The 18,699-nt window shown below is 61.7% G+C and carries 14 protein-coding genes; 10 read left to right on the plus strand and 4 right to left on the minus strand.

All coding sequences use genetic code 11. From position 1 onward, the window contains the following. Positions 1-34: 34 nt before the first annotated feature. The 9 genes from betB (at position 35) to yccS (ending at position 14,017) form a co-directional block, all read left to right on the plus strand. Positions 35-1,507 (plus strand): betaine-aldehyde dehydrogenase, encoded by a 1,473-nt coding sequence (gene betB, locus CLM72_RS26135; protein ID WP_105228804.1) that lies wholly within the window; start codon positions 35-37, stop codon positions 1,505-1,507. A 156-nt stretch (positions 1,508-1,663) separates the two neighbouring features. Beyond that, positions 1,664-3,367 (plus strand): choline dehydrogenase, encoded by a 1,704-nt coding sequence (betA, locus tag CLM72_RS26140; protein WP_073843781.1) that lies wholly within the window; start codon positions 1,664-1,666, stop codon positions 3,365-3,367. 189 nt (positions 3,368-3,556) lie between these two features. Beyond that, positions 3,557-4,999 carry a TldD/PmbA family protein gene (locus CLM72_RS26145; protein WP_105228805.1) on the plus strand — a complete coding sequence of 481 codons (1,443 nt, stop codon included), beginning with the start codon at positions 3,557-3,559 and terminating at the stop codon, positions 4,997-4,999. Next, positions 4,999-6,315 (plus strand): TldD/PmbA family protein, encoded by a 1,317-nt coding sequence (locus tag CLM72_RS26150; RefSeq protein ID WP_105228806.1) that lies wholly within the window; start codon positions 4,999-5,001, stop codon positions 6,313-6,315. The genes CLM72_RS26145 and CLM72_RS26150 overlap by 1 nt, the downstream gene beginning before the upstream one ends. A gap of 164 nt (positions 6,316-6,479) precedes the next feature. Further along, positions 6,480-7,370, plus strand: a complete 891-nt coding sequence (locus CLM72_RS26155; protein ID WP_105228807.1) for an alpha/beta fold hydrolase — start codon at positions 6,480-6,482, stop codon at positions 7,368-7,370. 36 nt (positions 7,371-7,406) lie between these two features. Beyond that, entirely contained in the window at positions 7,407-8,834 is a 1,428-nt protein-coding gene (gene mdtD / locus CLM72_RS26160) for a multidrug transporter subunit MdtD (protein WP_034128900.1), read from the plus strand. A 130-nt stretch (positions 8,835-8,964) separates the two neighbouring features. Then, complete coding sequence (gene dbpA, locus CLM72_RS26165) at positions 8,965-10,302, plus strand: ATP-dependent RNA helicase DbpA (RefSeq protein ID WP_233475092.1); 1,338 nt, start codon at positions 8,965-8,967, stop codon at positions 10,300-10,302. Positions 10,303-10,447: 145 nt separating this feature from the next. Beyond that, positions 10,448-11,626 (plus strand): NAD(P)/FAD-dependent oxidoreductase, encoded by a 1,179-nt coding sequence (locus CLM72_RS26170; protein ID WP_105229194.1) that lies wholly within the window; start codon positions 10,448-10,450, stop codon positions 11,624-11,626. Positions 11,627-11,833: 207 nt separating this feature from the next. Then, positions 11,834-14,017: a YccS family putative transporter gene (gene yccS, locus CLM72_RS26175; protein ID WP_034128901.1), complete on the plus strand. Its 2,184-nt coding sequence runs from the start codon at positions 11,834-11,836 to the stop codon at positions 14,015-14,017. Between the two features lie 106 nt (positions 14,018-14,123). Here the strand turns inward: yccS and CLM72_RS26180 are convergent, their stop codons facing one another. Then, positions 14,124-14,861 carry an ABC transporter substrate-binding protein gene (locus CLM72_RS26180; RefSeq protein WP_105228808.1) on the minus strand — a complete coding sequence of 246 codons (738 nt, stop codon included), beginning with the start codon at positions 14,859-14,861 and terminating at the stop codon, positions 14,124-14,126. 197 nt (positions 14,862-15,058) lie between these two features. Between CLM72_RS26180 and CLM72_RS26185 the strand changes: the two genes are divergently transcribed. Continuing rightward, entirely contained in the window at positions 15,059-15,511 is a 453-nt protein-coding gene (locus tag CLM72_RS26185; protein ID WP_105228809.1) for a GNAT family N-acetyltransferase, read from the plus strand. Positions 15,512-15,599: 88 nt separating this feature from the next. Here CLM72_RS26185 and CLM72_RS26190 read toward each other — a convergent pair whose 3' ends face one another. The 3 genes from CLM72_RS26190 to CLM72_RS26200 are packed head-to-tail and all read right to left on the minus strand — an operon-like array spanning position 15,600 to position 18,562. Further along, positions 15,600-15,896 carry a helix-turn-helix domain-containing protein gene (locus CLM72_RS26190; RefSeq protein ID WP_014720272.1) on the minus strand — a complete coding sequence of 99 codons (297 nt, stop codon included), beginning with the start codon at positions 15,894-15,896 and terminating at the stop codon, positions 15,600-15,602. 17 nt (positions 15,897-15,913) lie between these two features. Beyond that, a complete protein-coding gene (locus CLM72_RS26195) occupies positions 15,914-16,414 on the minus strand; it encodes a M48 family metallopeptidase (protein WP_105228810.1) in 501 nt (166 codons plus the stop codon). Positions 16,415-16,456: 42 nt separating this feature from the next. Then, on the minus strand, positions 16,457-18,562 hold the full coding sequence (locus CLM72_RS26200; protein WP_105228811.1) for a bifunctional diguanylate cyclase/phosphodiesterase: 2,106 nt from the start codon (positions 18,560-18,562) through the stop codon (positions 16,457-16,459). Between the last annotated feature and the right edge of the window lie 137 nt (positions 18,563-18,699).

Below are 18,699 nucleotides of genomic sequence, written 5' to 3' on the forward strand. Positions count from 1 at the left end.
TAACGCCAACCACTTATGCACTTGCGAGGACTTTATGGCCCGTTTCGACCTGCAAAAACTCTACATTGACGGCGGCTACAGCGACGCTGGCAGCGATGCCACCTTCGAAGCCATCAACCCGGCTAACGGTGAAGTTCTCGCCCAAGTGCAACGCGCCACCAAAGACGACGTTGAACGTGCCGTGGTCAGCGCTGAAAAAGGCCAGAAAATCTGGGCCGCCATGACCGCCATGGAGCGTTCGCGCATCCTGCGCCGCGCCGTGGACATCCTGCGCGAGCGCAACGATGAACTGGCCGCCCTGGAAACCCTGGACACCGGTAAAGCCTTCTCCGAAACCAAGTACGTCGACATCGTCACCGGCGCTGACGTGCTGGAATACTACGCCGGCCTGGTACCTGCCATCGAAGGCGAGCAGATCCCACTGCGCGACACCTCGTTTGTCTACACCCGCCGCGAGCCGCTGGGCGTGGTTGCCGGTATCGGCGCGTGGAACTACCCGATCCAGATCGCCCTGTGGAAATCCGCACCGGCCCTGGCTGCCGGTAACGCGATGATCTTCAAGCCAAGCGAAGTCACCTCGCTGACCACCCTGAAACTGGCCGAGATCTACACCGAGGCTGGCGTTCCAGCGGGCGTGTTCAACGTACTGACCGGCAGCGGCCGTGAAGTCGGCACCTGGCTGACCGAACACCCGCGCATCGAGAAAGTCTCGTTCACCGGCGGCACCGACACCGGCAAGAAAGTCATGGCCAGCGCGTCGAGCTCCTCGCTCAAGGACGTGACCATGGAGCTGGGCGGCAAGTCCCCGCTGATCATTTTCGACGACGCCGACCTCGACCGCGCCGCCGACACCGCCATGATGGCCAACTTCTACAGCTCCGGTCAGGTCTGCACCAACGGCACCCGCGTGTTCGTGCCCAAGCACCTGCAAGCCGCGTTCGAAGCCAAGATCGTCGAGCGTGTTGCGCGTATTCGCATCGGCAACCCGGAAGACGAAAACACCAACTTCGGCCCGCTGGTCAGCTTCGCCCACATGGAAAGCGTGCTGGGCTACATCGCCAAAGGCAAAGAGCAAGGCGCCCGCCTGCTGTGCGGCGGCGACCGTCTGACCGACGGCAACTTCGCCAAAGGCGCCTTCGTGGCCCCGACCGTGTTCACCGACTGCACCGATGACATGGTGATCGTGCGTGAAGAAATCTTTGGCCCGGTGATGAGCATCCTCACCTACGAAACCGAAGAAGAAGTGATCCGCCGCGCCAACGACACCGACTTCGGCCTGGCCGCTGGCCTGGTGACCAAGGACCTGAACCGCGCCCACCGCGTGATTCATCAGTTGGAAGCCGGTATCTGCTGGATCAACGCCTGGGGCGAGTCCGACGCGAAGATGCCGGTTGGCGGCTACAAGCAGTCGGGTGTGGGCCGTGAGAACGGGATCAGCTCGCTGAACAACTTCACCCGCATCAAATCGGTACAGGTTGAGTTGGGCGATTACGCCTCGGTGTTCTAACACCTGCGAGTCTTGTATTGCCCGTGAGGCCATCGCGGGCAAGACCGGCTCCCACATTTGTTCTGTGTGAACCCGATCAAATGTGGGAGCTGGCTTGCCTGCGATCGAGTGCGAAGCACTCGCCAGACCTGACCACACTTCAAAGAGGGTACATTCATGTCCCAAGAATACGATTACATCATTGTGGGTGCCGGCTCTGCCGGTAACACCCTGGCGACCCGTCTGACCGAAGACGAAGGCGTCACTGTTTTGCTGCTGGAGGCCGGTGGCCCGGACTACCGCCTCGACTTCCGCACCCAGATGCCAGCCGCCCTGGCTTTCCCGCTGCAAGGCCGCCGCTACAACTGGGCCTACGAAACCGATCCAGAGCCACACATGGACGGCCGCCGGATGGAATGCGGGCGCGGCAAGGGCCTGGGTGGCTCTTCCCTGATCAACGGCATGTGCTACATCCGCGGCAACGCCATGGACTATGACAACTGGTCGAAGCTGCCGGGCCTGGAAGACTGGACCTACCTGGACTGCCTGCCGTATTTCCGCAAAGCCGAAACCCGCGACATCGGCCCCAACGATTGGCACGGTGGTGACGGCCCGGTCAGCGTGACCACGCCGAAAGCGGGCAACAACCCGCTGTTCCACGCCATGGTTGAAGCGGGCGTACAGGCCGGTTACCCACGTACCGAAGACTTGAACGGCTACCAGCAAGAAGGCTTCGGCCCGATGGACCGCACCGTCACGCCGAACGGCCGTCGCGCCAGCACCGCACGCGGTTACCTGGACACGGCTAAAAAGCGTTCGACCCTGACCATCGTCACCCATGCCCTCACCGACAAAGTGCTGTTCGAAGGCAAGCGTGCAGTGGGCGTGCGTTACCTGATCGGCGCCGCCGAAGAGCGCGTTGAAGCCCGTGCGCGCAAAGAAGTACTGGTGTGCAGCGGCGCAATCGCTTCGCCGCAACTGCTGCAACGCTCCGGTGTCGGCCCGGCCAAACTGCTGGAAAGCCTCGACATCCCGGTGGTCCACGACCTGCCGGGCGTGGGTGAAAACCTGCAGGACCACCTTGAGCTGTACCTGCAATACGCGTGCACCCAGCCGGTGTCGCTGTACCCTTCGCTGCTCTGGTACAACCAGCCGGCGATTGGTGCCGAATGGCTGTTCAACGGCACCGGCATCGGCGCCAGCAACCAGTTCGAAGCGGGCGGTTTTATCCGTACCCGTGAAGAGTTCGAGTGGCCAAACATCCAGTACCACTTCCTGCCGGTGGCGATTAACTACAACGGCAGCAACGGTGTGAAAGAGCACGGTTTCCAGGCGCACATGGGGTCCATGCGTTCGCCAAGCCGTGGCCGTATCCAGCTGAAGTCGAAGAACCCACGGGACTACCCGAGCATCCTCTTCAACTACATGGCCACCGAGCAGGACTGGCAGGAGTTCCGCGATGGCATCCGCCTGACCCGTGAAATCATGCAGCAGCCGGCACTGGACCCGTACCGTGGCCGCGAAATCAGCCCCGGCATTGAAGTGCAAACCGATGAACAGTTGGACAAGTTCATCCGCGAGCACGCCGAGACCGCGTTCCACCCGTCCTGCTCGTGCAAGATGGGCACCGACGAGATGGCCGTAGTCGATGGCGAAGGCCGCGTGCATGGCATGCAGGGCTTGCGTGTGGTCGATGCCTCGATCATGCCGATCATCACCACCGGCAACCTGAACGCGCCAACGATCATGATCGCCGAGAAAATCGCCGACAAGATCCGTGGCCGCCAGCCACTGCCGCGCAGCACCGCTGACTACTACGTAGCAGGCGATGCGCCGGTGCGTGGCAAGCCTATGCGTGAAGTAGGGCCATTGGCGCAGTAACCGAAACACCTTGTGGCGAGGGAGCTTGCTCCCGCTGGGCTGCGTAGCGGCCCCAGGATCTTGGGAGCGCTTCGCACTCCAGCGGGAGCAAGCTCCCTCGCCACGGGTCATCAGCTTTCCTTGATCAGCTCCCCGCCCAGGCCTACTCTGTTCGCCTGCCCGCGCCGAGCCGCCCACAAGGAAGGCCCCATGTTCGAACACCACGCCACGCTCAAGAAACACTTCGGTGCCCTGCGCACCACCGCCGAATTTTTCTCCCTGCGCTACGTGCGCGAATCCGGTCAGTACCTGTCAGTACGCAAGAACGTCGCCGAGCCGCCTCACCTGGGCCATGACGAAGGCGCCATGCTTACCGTGCGTCTCAACGGCGTGGAAGCCTACGCCGCGACCAACGACATTTCCCTTGCCGGCCTGCAAGCCGCCCTTGAGCGCGCGGAACAGCAAGCCCGGTTGATCAAGCCCCACGCCCTGCTCGACCTGCACCAGCAGCCAGTGTCCAGCGACGTCGCCGACTACCTGTCACCCGACCTCGACCAGCCCTTCCCATCCCTGAGCGACTGCTACCAATTGCTCGGCGATGAGTCCGCCGCCGTGCCCAAGGATGAGCGCCTGGTGAGCTGGGAAGTCAGTTTGGGGACCACGCGGGTTGAACAGATCTATCTCAACAGCGCCGGTGCGCAATTGCGTCAGGCCCAGCGCTTCGTGTTCCCCGGCCTGAGTGTGACCGCCTTCGACGGCAACGACAGCCAGACCCGTACCCTGGGCGGTACCAACTTCGGCCAGCAAGGCAGTGCCGGGGTGATCCAGCGTTTTGGCCTGGTGGGCGCCGCCCGCAAGGTGGCCGACGAAGCCCTGCAATTGCTGCTCGCACCGAATACGCCCCACGGCCCGCGTGACCTGCTGCTGATGCCCGACCAGATGATCCTGCAGATCCACGAGTCGATCGGCCATCCGCTGGAGCTGGATCGCATCCTTGGTGACGAGCGCAATTACGCCGGCACCAGTTTTGTGAAAGCCAGCGACTTCGGCCACCTGCAATATGGCTCACCGCTGCTCAACGTCACCTTCGACCCGGACATCCCCGAACAGCTTGCCAGCTACGCTCATGACGACGACGGCACGCCTGCCAGCAAGCAATTTCTGATTCGCGAAGGCCTGCTGCTCAAGCCCTTGGGCGGGGCCTTATCGCAATTTCGCGCCAACCTGCCAGGCGTCGCCAACAGCCGCGCCTGCAGCTGGAACCGTGCGCCCATCGACCGCATGGCCAACCTGAATATCGAACCTGGGGATAAAAGCCTCGCGCAATTGGTGAGCGGCATTGAGAGCGGCATCCTGATGTCGACCAACCGTTCGTGGTCCATCGACGATGCGCGCAACAAGTTCCAGTTCGGCTGCGAGTGGGGCCAGTTGATCGAAAACGGCGAACTCAAGGGCGTGGTGAAGAACCCCAACTACCGCGCGATTTCCGCGCAGTTCTGGCGCAAGCTCAGCGCGGTAGGCGACGCCAGCACCTTCAAGGTCTTGGGCACGCCGAACTGCGGCAAGGGCGAACCCAACCAGGTGATCCGTGTCGGCCATGCGTCGCCGGCCTGTGTATTCAGCAATGTCGATGTATTTGGGGGAGATGCCTGATGAACCACTTCAAGGCTCTGGTGGATTGGCTCAAGCAGGCGGTCACCGATCAAGAACACTTTCACCTCGGCTACGCGGATGAGGCGTCCGAGTTCGTGCGCTTCAACCACGCGCAGGTACGCCAGGCGGGCCAGGTACAGCAGGCCAGCCTGAACCTCAAGCTGATCAACGATGGGCGCCACGCCGACCTGGGTATCACCCTGTCGGGCGAGGCGCAGCTGGATCGCCAGCGCCTGGCCGACGGCCTGCAACAATTGCGCGAAACCTTGCCGCTGTTGCCGCCTGACCCGTACCTGCTGCTGAACCCCGACGCCTGGCACAGCCATAACGAACAGCTGCGCCCGCTGCCGGAACTGGCCCAGGTGCTGGACGATATCAGCCAGGCCGCCGATGGCGTGGACCTTGTTGGCTTCTACGCCGCCGGCCCGATCAGTCGTGGTTTCGCCAGCTCATCGGGGGCGTTCGGCTGGCACCGGGCTAACAGCTTCAATTTCGACTTCAGCCTGTTCCACGCCAATGGCGAAGCGGTAAAAGCCAGCTACGCCGGGCACACCTGGAACAGCGCCGAATTCGCCGCCCGTTTCCAACAGGCCCGTGAGCAACTGGCGTTTCTCGGTCGCCCGCTCCACACCCTGGCGCCCGGCCAGTACCGCGCCTACCTGGCGCCGGCAGCGCTGGAAGAAATCATCAGCATCATCACCTGGGGTGGTTTTTCAGCCCAGGCCATTGCGAGCAAAGGCAGTTCGTTGCAACGCCTGTACGCGGGTGATCAGTCATTGAGCCCGCTGGTGACGGTAGATGAGCAGATCAGCGGCTCCCTGAGCCAGGCGTTTTCCACTGAAGGCTACCCGCGTGAGGATGTCACCCTGATCAACGCAGGCAAGGCCGAGGGCCAGTTGGTCAACTCGCGCAGCGCCGCCGAATACGGCTTGAACACCAACGGCGCCAGCAGCGACGAGTCGCCCAGCGCCCTGCAAATGGCGGCCGGCAGCCTGGCCCACGCCGATATTCTCAAGCAGTTGGGCACCGGTCTGTATATCAGCAACCTCTGGTACCTGAACTACTCCGACCTGCCGGCAGCGCGCCTGACCGGCATGACGCGCTTTGCGACCTTCTGGGTGGAAAACGGCGAGATCAAGGCGCCAGTCAGCACCATGCGCTTTGATGACAGTGTCTATCAGTTGCTCGGTTCGCAATTGGAAGCGCTGACCGCTGATCGGGAACTGCTGTTGTCGGCCAGTACCTATGACCAGCGCAACACCGCTTCCAACCTGTTGCCAGGCGCTTTGGTAAAACGCCTGACGCTGACCCTCTAAACATCCAAAACACCTGTGGGAAGGGCTGATTTCAGACGGCTCGGCTTCGGTCCTTCCTACCGTAAATTCTCTTCCTCCCCGTTTGCACGGGCAACCTGTTGTCGCCCGCAAAAAACCTCGCTATAACAGCTGGTGGCATACCGCCACACACTGGAAGTACTGCGATGAACCATGGAAGTTTCGTCATTGAGAAGTTGTACAAGCACTACAACGTTCACGTAGAGCAACTGGGTAACGACCCGCATAGAAAAACCGTACTGATGGTCAATGGCGCGTTGTCCACCACGCGCTCCTTTGCCCGCACCAGCAAATGCCTGGCCGAGCACTTCAATGTGCTGCTGTTCGACTTGCCCTTCTCTGGCTTGTCACGCGAGCACAACACCGAACTCGACCTGGTCACCAAGGACGACGAGGTGCAAATCCTGCGTGCCTTGGTGGCGCGCTTTGCGGTCAACCATCTGGTTTCGGCCTCCTGGGGCGGCATCTCCACGCTGTTGACCCTGGCGCACAACCCGCCCTCCATCGAAAGCTCGGTGGTGATGGCCCTGGCGCCCAACCTCAACCAGGCGATGCTGGAATATGTCGAGCGCGTGCGTGTGCTGATCGAGGCCGATGACAAGTCGGCGGTCGGCCATCTGCTCAACGAAACGGTTGGCAAATACCTGTCGCCGCGCCTCAAGCGCAATAACCATCGACACCTGTCGACCATGGCCACTACCGAATACCGCCAGGCGCGCTTTCATATCCATCAGGTGCTGGGCTTGGGCGATGGCAACTACTTGCCGGCACTGCGGCAGATTGAAACACCGGTGCACTTTCTCAACGGCGCGCTGGACGAATACACGCCGGCCGACGAAGCCCAACTGTTCAAACACTACGTAGGCCGCAGCAGCTTTGCGGTGGCCGAACACGCCGGCCATCTGCTGGACCTGGAGTCCCGCGAAGCCGCGCTGGCAGTGCATCGGGCGTTGCTGGATTTCCTGGTGGGCGAGCATGTGACATTGTCAGATATAGACGAACCGCCAGTGGGAAAAGCGGCGACGGATGGCGCATAATCGCCAACACATAGCCTGCTAATTAAAAGGGATCCCATGCCGAATCGTGCCCCTCTCGATGCCAAGACCGCCCGCTGGCTCCCCTGGGTGGTAGCGATTGCCTTCTTCATGCAGTCGCTGGACGGGACGATTCTCAACACCGCGCTACCAGCCATGGCGCAAGACCTCGCGGAAAACCCGCTGCGCATGCAAGGGGTAGTGATCGCCTACATGCTCACCGTTGCCTTGCTGATTCCGGCGTCGGGCTGGATCGCTGACCGCTTTGGCACCAAGAAGATTTTCTTTGGCGCGATCATGCTGTTCAGCATCGGGTCGCTGCTGTGTGCGCTGTCCAGTAGCTTGAGCATGCTGGTGGGCGCACGGGTGATCCAGGGCCTGGGCGGTGCGCTGATGCTGCCGGTCGGACGGCTGGTGGTACTGCGGGCTTATCCGCGCTCCGAGCTGGTGCGGATCATGGGCTTCATCACCATTCCCGGCCTGCTTGGCCCCTTGCTTGGCCCGACAATGGGCGGCTGGATGGTGCAATACCTGACCTGGCACTGGATCTTCCTGATCAACCTGCCGGTGGGCATGATCGGCTGCTACGCCGTGTGGAAATTCATCCCCGACCTGCGCGGCAGCGAGCGCACGCGCTTCGACGGCCTGGGCTTTCTGCTGTTCGGCGCGGCGATGGTGCTGATCACCATCGCCATGGAAGGCCTGGGCGAACTGCACCTGCCGCATCTGCGCGTGATATTGCTGCTGTTCGGCGGGTTCGCCTGCCTGGCGGCGTACTGGCTGCGCGCCGGGCATATCGATAACCCGCTGTTCTCGCCGGTGCTGTTCAAGACGCGCACCTTTGCCGTGGGGATTCTGGGCAATCTGTTTGCGCGCCTGGGCAGCGGCGCATTGCCGTTCCTGGTACCGCTGCTGCTGCAGGTGGCGCTGGGCTATTCGCCGTCGGAAGCCGGCATGAGCATGTTGCCGCTGGCGGCGGCGGCGATGTTCGCCAAGTCCATCGCACGCCCGCTTATCGAGCGCCTCGGCTACCGCATCGTCCTGACCGGCAACACCCTGGCCCTGGGCCTGATGCTGGCGAGCATGGGCCTGGTCAGCGAACAAACGCCCTACCCGCTGCTGTTGGCCATGCTGGCGGTACTGGGGGCCATCAACTCCCTGCAATTTACCGCCATGAACACCGTCACCCTGATCGACCTCGACGACGCCCAGGCCAGCAGTGGTAACAGCTTGCTGTCGGTGGTGGCGCAATTGTCCCTGAGCCTGGGCGTGGCCTGTGCCGGCGCATTGCTCGGCGGCTTTACCGCCGAAGCCGGCAATGACGGGGTCAATACCGTGCTGGGCGCCTTCCAACTGACCTTCCTCACCGTGGGCCTCATGGCGATGCTGGCGGCGGCGATCTTCCTGCAGCTGTCGCCCAAGGACGGCAAACGGGTGGTCAGCCGCGAGCACGATATCGAGCACTAACGGGCGTCTCGTCGAGAACTTGCGGGGAAAATCCCACGAGGCTGGTACACTGCGCGACATTTTGTTTTGCAGAGCCAGTCCCGTGACTACCATCGCCACCGCTTTTAATACTTTGCCCCTGTCCGCCGCCATGCTGGCTAACCTCGACTCGCTGGGTTACGTCGAGATGACGCAGATCCAGGCGCAAAGCTTGCCGGTGATCCTCAAAGGGCTGGACCTCATTGCCCAGGCCAAGACCGGCAGCGGCAAGACTGCCGCATTTGGCATCGGCTTACTGAACCCGATCAACCCGCGCTACTTCGGGTGCCAGGCGCTGGTGATGTGCCCGACCCGCGAACTGGCCGACCAGGTCGCCAAGGAAATCCGTCGCCTGGCCCGTGCCGAAGACAACATCAAGGTACTGACCCTGTGCGGCGGCGTGTCCCTCGGCCCACAGATCGCCTCCCTGGAGCACGGCGCCCACGTCATCGTCGGCACCCCGGGCCGCATCCAGCAGCACCTGCGTAAAGGTTCGCTGGTGCTGGACGGCTTGAACACCCTGATCCTCGACGAAGCCGACCGCATGCTCGACATGGGCTTCTACGACGCCATCGAAGACATCATCAGCAAGACCCCACCGCGCCGCCAGACCCTGCTGTTCTCGGCCACTTACCCGGTGAGCATCAAGCAACTGGCCTCCAAGTTCATGCGTGCGCCTCAGCAAGTGAAAGCCGAAGCGTTCCACTCCGACGACCAGATCGAACAACGCTTCTACGAGATCTCCCCGGAAGAGCGCATGGACGCCGTGACCAAGGTGCTGGCGCACTTCCGCCCGGCCTCCTGCGTGGCGTTCTGCTTTACCAAGCAGCAAGTGCAGGAAACCGTCGACCACCTGACCTCCAAAGGCATTTGCGCCGTTGGCCTGCATGGTGACCTGGAACAGCGCGACCGTGACCAGGTACTGGCGATGTTTGCCAACCGCAGCACCTCGGTGCTGGTGGCCACCGACGTCGCCGCACGAGGCCTGGACATCGACGCACTGGACATGGTGATCAACGTCGAACTGGCCCGCGACTCGGAAATTCACATCCACCGTGTAGGCCGTACCGGCCGTGCCGGTGAGACCGGCATCGCCATCAGCCTGGTAGCGCCGTCCGAAGCCCACCGCGCCCAGGCCATCGAGCAACTGCAGAAGTCGCCGCTGAACTGGGACCAACTGGACAACCTCAAGCCGCAAAGCGGTGGCCCGTTGCTGCCGCAGATGAGCACCCTGTGCATCGCCGCCGGGCGTAAAGACAAGGTGCGCCCAGGCGACATCCTCGGTGCATTGACCGGTGAAGCCGGCATTCCGGGTGCCCAGGTCGGCAAGATCGCTATCTTTGACTTCCAGGCCTTCGTGGCCGTGGAACGCGGCATCGCCAAGCAGGCGTTGCAGCGTTTGAATGACGGTAAGATCAAAGGCCGCTCGCTGCGCGTGCGGATCCTGTAACAACATAGTGACTGCAGGGACCGAATCACTGTGGGAGCTGGCTTGCCCGCGATAGCGACGGTGAATCCACTACCGCCATCGCAGGCAAGCCAGCTCCCACAGTGTTGATTGCATTTCAAATCAATAGTTTTGTGAGGACATGGCTGTGCGCTCGACCGAAGTTGTGATCATTGGCGCCGGCGCCGCAGGCTTGATGTGCGCGCTGACCGCCGCCGGGCGTGGGCGCAAGGTGATGTTGATCGACCACGCCAACAAGGCCGGCAAGAAAATCCTGATGTCCGGTGGCGGCCGCTGCAACTTCACCAACATGTACACCGAGCCGGCCAACTTCCTCTCGCACAACGCGCACTTCTGCAAATCCGCCCTGGCCCGCTATACCCAGTGGGACTTCATCGGGTTGGTGGCCAAGCACAGCGTGCCGTACCACGAGAAGAAACTCGGCCAACTGTTCTGCGACAACAAGTCCAGCGACATCCTCGGCATGCTGCTCGACGAGTGCCTCCAGACCGGCGTGAGCCTGCACCTGGACACCTCCATCGAGGCAATCGCCAAGCTCGAAAGCGGCTATCAACTGCAAACCACCTTGGGTGAGCTGCGCTGTGAATCCCTGGTGATCGCCACGGGCGGTTTGTCGATCCCGACGCTGGGCGCCACCGGTTTCGGCTACCAGGTGGCCAAACAATTCGGCCATGAACTGCTGCCGACCCGCGCCGGGCTGGTGCCGTTCACCATCACCGACCAGCTCAAGGAGTTGTGCGGCGAGTTGTCCGGCACCTCGGTCGACTGCCTGGTGAGCTGCAACGGCCAGAGCTTTCGCGAGAACATCCTGTTCACCCATCGCGGCCTGAGCGGGCCGGCGATTTTGCAGATTTCCTCGTATTGGCACTCCGGCGACACGGTAGAAATCAACCTGCTGCCCGACCACGACGCCCATGCCTGGCTGCAACAGCAACAGGCCGAACACCCCAACAGCGAATTGAAAACCCTGTTGGGTGAGATCTTCACCAAGAAGATGGCCAACCTGCTGGCCCAAAGCTGGTTCGAATCCAAGCCTATGAAGCAGTACACCCACGCTGAAATTGCCGATATCGCGCAAAAGCTGGGGAGCTGGCAACTGGTACCGGCCGGCACCGAGGGTTATCGCACCGCCGAGGTAACATTGGGCGGGGTGGATACGCGGGAAGTGTCGTCCAAGACCATGGAATCGCTGAAAAGCCCCGGCCTGTACTTTATCGGCGAAGTGCTGGACGTGACCGGCCACCTGGGCGGGTTCAATTTCCAGTGGGCCTGGGCCTCGGGCTACGCGGCCGCGCAATACGCCTGATGTGCACCTTGAGATGCAATCCCCTGTGGGAGCTGGCTTGCCTGCGATAGCGGCGGTGAATCCCACATCGTTATCGCAGGCAAGCCAGCTCCCACATTGGTTTTGCAGTGATCCTGAAAATTTTGCGCTTGGATGTGATCGCCACGCTTGCCGTGGCGTCCTTGATAGCTCAATTTAGCGACAACGTCCCGGAAGACTCCAGACTTCATGTCATCGACCTCGTTCAAGCAGTCCATGCGGCGCCTGTGGGCGCTGGATAAATTCAGCTACAGCGTACGGGTGTTCATCGCCCTCACCGGCAGCATGGCGTTGTGTTGGTACCAGGATGAAATGACGCTGCTGATCCCGCTGTTCCTAGGGATTATCGCCAGCGCCCTGGCCGAGACCGATGACAGCTGGCAAGGCCGCCTCAACGCGCTGGCGGTGACACTGGTGTGTTTCAGCATTGCCGCGCTGTCGGTGGAGCTGCTGTTCCCTTACCCCTGGATATTTGCCATCGCCCTGGCCCTGGCCAGTTTCGGCCTGACCATGCTCGGCGCACTGGGCGAACGCTATGGCGCGATTGCTTCGGCCACCTTGATTCTGTCGGTCTACACCATGATCGGCGTGGACCAGCGCGGTGGCGCCGTCACGGATTTCTGGCATGAGCCGCTGCTGCTGGTGGCCGGTGCCGCCTGGTACGGCGTGTTGTCCGTGCTGTGGCAGGCGCTGTTTTCCAACCAGCCGGTGCAGCAGAGCCTGGCGCGATTGTTCCGCGAGCTGGGGCGTTACCTCAAGCTCAAGTCATCGTTGTTCGAACCGATCCGGCAGCTGGACGTGGAAGCGCGGCGCCTGGAGTTGGCCCAGCAAAATGGCCGGGTAGTGGCTGCGCTGAATGCCGCGAAGGAAATCATCCTGCACCGCGTCGGCAATGGGCGACCGGGCTCGAAGGTCAGCCGCTACCTGAAACTGTACTTCCTGGCCCAGGACATCCACGAGCGCGCCAGTTCCTCCCACTACCCCTACAACGCCCTCACTGAAGCCTTCTTCCATAGCGATGTGCTGTTTCGCTGCCAGCGCTTGCTGCGCCAGCAAGGCAAGGCCTGCCAGACCCTGGCCGAGTCGATCCAACTGCGCCAACCGTTCATCTATGACGACAGCTTCGCCCAAGCCCTGGGCGACCTCAACGCGTCCCTGGAGCACCTGCGCATCCAGAGCAACCCGGCTTGGCGCGGCCTGCTGCGTTCATTGCGCGCCTTGGCGGCCAACCTGTCCACACTCGACCGCCTGCTGGGCGACGCCAGCAATCCCGATGCCCTGGCGGACGCCACCGACAGTAACCTGCTGGACCGCGCCCCGCGCAACCTCAAGGAAATGTGGACGCGCCTGCGCACCCAACTCACACCCACCTCGCTGCTGTTTCGCCATGCCCTGCGCCTGTCCCTGGCGTTGACCGTCGGCTACGCCACCCTGCACGCTATCCACGCGTCCCAGGGTTACTGGATCATCCTCACCACCCTGTTCGTCTGCCAACCGAGCTACGGCGCCACCCGGCGCAAGCTCGGCCAGCGGATTATCGGCACCGCCATCGGCCTCACCGTGGCCTGGGCGCTGTTTGATCTGTTCCCCAACCCGGTGGTGCAGTCGATGTTCGCTATCGCCGCGGGCCTGGTGTTCTTTATCAACCGCACCACCCGCTACACCCTGGCGACGGCGGCGATCACCCTGATGGTGCTGTTCTGCTTCAACCAGGTGGGTGATGGCTACGGGCTGTTCCTGCCACGCCTGTTCGATACCTTGCTCGGCAGCCTGATCGCTGGCCTGGCGGTATTCCTGTTCCTGCCGGACTGGCAAGGCCGGCGCTTGAACAAAGTGCTGGCCAACACCCTGACCTGCAACAGCATCTACCTGCGCCAGATCATGCAGCAATACGCCGCCGGCAAGAGCGACGACCTGGCTTACCGCCTGGCCCGCCGCAACGCGCACAACGCCGACGCCGCGTTGTCCACCACCCTGGCCAATATGCTGATGGAGCCTGGGCACTTTCGTAAGGAAGCCGACGTGGGTTTTCGGTTCCTGGTGCTGTCTCACACCTTGCTCAGCTATTTGTCGGGGTTGGGTGCGCACCGCGATACTCAGTTACCGGCCGACGTGCGCGAGCACTTGATCGAAGGCGCGGGCAACAGCCTGGCGGCGAGCATCGATGAGATTGCCACGGGCCTGGCCAACAAACAGTCGATTGCGATCCAGAGTGATGCCGAGGAAGGGTTGGCGGCAGAGCTGGAGCAAATGCCCGATGAGATCGATGAGGCGCAGCGGTTGGTACAAACGCAGTTGGCGTTGATATGCCGGCAGTTGGGGCCGTTGCGTACGTTGGCGGCGCATCTGATCAAGGATACCGGTGCGGCTTAGACCGCTATCGCAGGCAAGCCAGCTCCCACATTTAACCGAGTTCCAACATAAGAATGCGGGCAAAATGTGGGAGCCCGGCTTGCCCGCGATGAGGCCCGCAAGCACGCTACATCCCATGCGTCTTCATCAAGCGCGCATAACTGCCATCAGCCTTCATCCTGGCAATCTCCCGATCAAAGCTAGCGACAATCTGCGCATGCTCGGGGTTCTTCAAACTGACCAGAATGTGCAGGCTGTTCTCGCTCAACGGCTTGTCCACAAACGCCACCGCATTGCGCACCCGCGGCGACTCCCGAGCCAGGTAATAACGCGCTACGTATTCGTCTTCCAGCGTCAACCGCACCCGCCGCGCAGCGAGCATGCGCACCGCCATGGCGAAGTTGTGCACGGGTACTTTCTGTAGCTGGGTGTCTTGATCGAATGCCGCCGAGTAAGCGTAACCGCGTACCACGGCGATGGTCTCGTCGCGCAGTCGGGCCAGGCTGTGATAAACAATGTCATCGTCGCTGCGCTTGAGAAAGCGCACACGGTTAAGCAGGTACTCAGCAGAAAACTGGCCAAACTGCGTGCGGGACTCGTCGTACCAGGCGTTGATCAGCACATCGTAACGCCCATCTCCCACGCCCTTGAGCGCACGGGCCCAAGGCACCTGTTCAAAATCACTGGCGTACCCCGCACGGGCCAGGGCCGTGCTGACGATATCCGTGGCCAAACCGCCATTGATCAAGGTGGCATCGGTGAAGGGCGGCCAGCCATCCGCCACCAGACGCAGACGCTGTGCCAGCACCGGCTGGGCCAGCAGCAGCACTGCGATCAAAGCAACGGCACGAGTCAATCTCGGCATGCTCAAAGTCCTTGGCGGGCAGGCGGTGGCCTGATAACAGTAGCTCATCAATGAGCCTGCATTGCAGATTACACAAAGCAGCCAACAGCGCACGCACTCAATGATGGCAAATTGACGCCATTCACACATTTGCCAATTTTAGACAGCAGCGCCCGCCGCGCTTACTATCCAGGCACGTCTTTACAAGAGCACACATCATGACGGTTGATTGGATTTGCAAACATCACGACGACTTGGGCAAGGACCAGCTGTATGCCGTCCTGCGTTTGCGCAGCGAGGTATTCGTCGTCGAGCAGAAATGCGCGTATCAGGACATCGACGGGCAGGACCTGGCGGGTGACACCCATCACCTGATGGCCTGGCAAGATAATGAGCTATTGGCTTACCTGCGCCTGCTGGACCCGGAATCCCAGGGCGGCGATGTGGTGATTGGTCGCGTCATCGTTTCGCCAGCGGCACGGGGCACCGGGCTGGGGCATCAAATGATGGAGGAGGCGCTTGAGCGTATTGAGGATATCTGGCCGCAAACGCCGATTTTTCTCTCGGCCCAGGCACATTTGCAGGGGTATTACGGGCGGTATGGGTTTGTGGTGGCGGGTGAGGAATACCTGGAAGATGATATTCCACATATTGGTATGCGGCGCATCTGAGGGCGCCATCGCAGGCAAGCCAGCTCCCACATTGGACTGTGGGAGCCGGGCTTGCCCGCGATAGCGTCAGTCCTGCCTAAGCCGACCTTCAGGGATAGCCCAACACCTGCTTGATCGACGCCAGATTAGCCTCGATCCACCCCCGATCAATCGCCCCCCAGTCCCGAATCCGATAGCGCCCGGCATGGTGGCGCGCACCGTCCTCCTGCTCGAACTCACACACAATATCCAGGTCGGCCAACGCCGCAATGGTGTCCTGGGCGGTACGCCGAGGCATGCCGGTGGCCTCGGTCAACGCCGGGACGCTGCTGGCCAGTTGGCTGTCGATCAAGTACGCCACGTACAGGCGGCGGTAGAAGCTGCTTTTGGTCTTGCTCACATCCATGGTCAGTCGCCTTGGGGTTAGGGCTTGCCCTGCAAATCGCGCCAGGTGAGGTACACACGCAGGTCGAATTCCACCTGATGGTAGCCCGGCATCATGTATTGGCAGAGTTTATAGAACGCCTTGTTGTGGTCCGATTCCTTGAAGTGCGCCAGCTCGTGCACCACGATCATGCGCAGAAACTCCGGGGCCGCCTCCTTGAACAGCGAAGCGATGCGGATCTCTTTCTTGGATTTGAGATTACCGCCCTGCACCCGGGAAATCGTGGTGTGTAAACCCAAGGCACGATGGGTCAGGTCCAGGCGGTTGTCGAACAGCACTTTGTCGATAGACGGCGCGTTACGCAGGTGCTCCTGCTTCAAGGCCAGGGCATAGGCGTACAGGGCCTTGTCGCTCTGCACCGCATGGCGTTCGGGGTAACGCTGGTCCAGGTAAGCCCCCAACTGGTCCTTGGCGATCAGTTGGCGCACTTGCTCCTGGAGCGCGGTGGGGTATGCCTGGAGGTATTTCAACGCGGTCATGGGCTCTGCAACGCAATTGGGACGGGCGCCAGTGTAGCGAATTCAAAGCGCGCGAGGGTACGACCAGCCGGCAACGTCCTCGGCCATCAACGGCAGCGCCGCCCACGGCCCCTGGATATGGGCACAGCCATTGGCCTTGAGCCACTGTGTTTGCTCAAGAGTCTCCACGCCTTCGGCGATCACCAGCACACCAAAATGCTCACACAGTTGGATGATGCTGCGCGCCATCGCCGCATCCCGTACCGAGCCAGGCAGGCGCGCCACCAGTTGAGGGTCGAGCTTGAGGGTGTCGAACGCCAAGTCGCGCAAATGGGCCAGGGAGCACTGGCCGCAGCCAAAATCGTCCAGGGCAATCCGCACCCCGATCCGGCGCAGTAACTGGAGTTGCTTGGTGGACTCGGCGAGATTGCTCATCAAGCAGTCTTCGCCGATTTCCACCTCCAGTTGTCGCGCCTGTAACCCATGTCGCTCCAGCATCTGCTGCAGTTGGTTGGCCAGGTTGGGCATGTTGAACTGGCTGCTGCTCAGGCTCACGCTCAACACTAGTTCGGGGTCGAAGGTGGCTTGCCAGGCCTGGCGCTGGGCGGCGACTTGCTGGTAGATCCAGGCACTCAACTGGTTGATCAACCGCGCCTCTTCCAGCAGTGGCAAGAACAGGCCCGGCGGCACATCGCCGACGCTGGGATGCTGCCAGCGCAACAGCGCTTCGACGCCGCGCAAACGCCCGTCTTCCAGAGAGACCTGAGGCTGGTACACCAAGGTGAAATCCTTGTTGGCGATGGCGGTACGTACACTGTCTTCCAGCATCAACCGCGAGCGGGCGCGGCCGTTCATTTCCTGGTCGTAGTAACGATACTGCTGACGGCCGGCGCGCTTGGCTTCGTACATGGCAATGTCCGCGGCCCGTAGCAGGCCGCTCAAGTCCGAGCCGCAATCCGGGAACGTCGCGATGCCAATACTGACCCCAAGCATCACCTCCAGACCATCGACCTGCTGGCACACCGATACCCGCTCGATGAGCTTTTCCGCGATCTTCGCGGCCTGCTCGGGAAACTCCAGCTCCAGCAACGCGGTGAATTCATCCCCACCCATGCGCCCGAGAATGTCGTAGGAACGCAGGCATGCTTGCATCTGCTCCGAAACCCACCGCAGCACGCGATCCCCGGCGTCGTGGCCCAACGTATCGTTGACCCGCTTGAAGCCATCCAGGTCCAGGTACAGCAATACCAGCGCCTGCTCGCTACGTTCGCTGCGCAGCAACGTATTCTCCATCGCCTGATGGAAACCGCGCCGGTTCAGCAGCCCGGTCAGCGGGTCGGTCACGGCCTGGAATTCCAGTTGCTGATGCAGGTGACGCACTTCAGACATGTCCAGCACCGTCACCACCATTGCCTTCTGCTCCGCAGGCAAAGGCGCGCAGGACAACGCTACCGGCACCTGCTGCCCCCGACCGGTGCGCAAAATGGCATCGTGTTGGCGCCACGTCTCACCCCGGCGATACGCCTCGTACATGGGAAAGCCCAACCAGGCTGGCACATGGGGCTTTTGCAGGAAACTGAGGAAACTTTCGCCCTGCAACTCAGCCATCGTTGCATTCAACAGCCGGGAAATGGCCGGGTTGGCATACTCGATCACACTGTTTTCGCTCACCACCAGAATGCCCTCGGCGGCGTTATCCAGCACCGAGGCATTAAAAGCGCGGGCCAATTCCAGGTCATGGCTCAGGCGCTGCAAGGCACGGCGATTGCGCTGGTGTTCGAGCAACGCCTGCACCTTGGGCTTGAGGATGTGCGAGTCAAAGGGCTTGAACAGGTAGTCGATCGCCCCACTGGCGTAGCCTTCCAGCACCGCGTCGGGCGAATGGGCGGTGGCCGTCAGAAAGATAATCGGCGTCATGCGCGTACGCTGGCTGCCACGCATCAGGCGCGCCACCTCGAAACCGTCCATGCCCGGCATGCGCACGTCCAGCAGCACCAGGTCGACCTCGTGGGCCAGCAGTAACTCCAAGGCTTCCAGGCCAGACGCGGCGGTTATTACCCGCCAGTCGTCACGCTGCAACAGCGCACGCATGCTGACGAGGTTTTCCGGGTAGTCATCGACCACCAACAGAACCGAAATTGCATCGTCGTGTTGTGGAGCGCCATCCATGCTACGTCTCTTCCTTAGGGAGCTGCACCGGTCACTTTTGCTACCAAGGCCGGATAAACACTGAGGGCTCACTCTAGCCGCGCGGCCAAAAAAGCAGAAGTGACGTGGGTGCCCTCATTGTGCCAAAGGCCAGGAAG

Origin of the sequence: Pseudomonas sp. MYb193 (assembly GCF_002966775.1) — a bacterium.
Lineage (GTDB): Bacteria > Pseudomonadota > Gammaproteobacteria > Pseudomonadales > Pseudomonadaceae > Aquipseudomonas > Aquipseudomonas paracarnis.

What these genes read in the sequence shown, in the direction of transcription:
- yccS (WP_034128901.1), top strand. Translation starts at nt 11,834, where the DNA reads ATGTCATCGACCTCGTTCAAGCAGTCCATGCGGCGCCTGTGGGCGCTG.
- CLM72_RS26180 (WP_105228808.1), bottom strand. Translation starts at nt 14,861, where the DNA reads ATGCCGAGATTGACTCGTGCCGTTGCTTTGATCGCAGTGCTGCTGCTG.
- mdtD (WP_034128900.1), top strand. Translation starts at nt 7,407, where the DNA reads ATGCCGAATCGTGCCCCTCTCGATGCCAAGACCGCCCGCTGGCTCCCC.
- CLM72_RS26200 (WP_105228811.1), bottom strand. Translation starts at nt 18,562, where the DNA reads ATGGATGGCGCTCCACAACACGACGATGCAATTTCGGTTCTGTTGGTG.
- betA (WP_073843781.1), top strand. Translation starts at nt 1,664, where the DNA reads ATGTCCCAAGAATACGATTACATCATTGTGGGTGCCGGCTCTGCCGGT.
- CLM72_RS26155 (WP_105228807.1), top strand. Translation starts at nt 6,480, where the DNA reads ATGAACCATGGAAGTTTCGTCATTGAGAAGTTGTACAAGCACTACAAC.
- dbpA (WP_233475092.1), top strand. Translation starts at nt 8,965, where the DNA reads ATGCTGGCTAACCTCGACTCGCTGGGTTACGTCGAGATGACGCAGATC.
- CLM72_RS26150 (WP_105228806.1), top strand. Translation starts at nt 4,999, where the DNA reads ATGAACCACTTCAAGGCTCTGGTGGATTGGCTCAAGCAGGCGGTCACC.
- betB (WP_105228804.1), top strand. Translation starts at nt 35, where the DNA reads ATGGCCCGTTTCGACCTGCAAAAACTCTACATTGACGGCGGCTACAGC.
- CLM72_RS26145 (WP_105228805.1), top strand. Translation starts at nt 3,557, where the DNA reads ATGTTCGAACACCACGCCACGCTCAAGAAACACTTCGGTGCCCTGCGC.
- CLM72_RS26195 (WP_105228810.1), bottom strand. Translation starts at nt 16,414, where the DNA reads ATGACCGCGTTGAAATACCTCCAGGCATACCCCACCGCGCTCCAGGAG.
- CLM72_RS26185 (WP_105228809.1), top strand. Translation starts at nt 15,059, where the DNA reads ATGACGGTTGATTGGATTTGCAAACATCACGACGACTTGGGCAAGGAC.
- CLM72_RS26190 (WP_014720272.1), bottom strand. Translation starts at nt 15,896, where the DNA reads ATGGATGTGAGCAAGACCAAAAGCAGCTTCTACCGCCGCCTGTACGTG.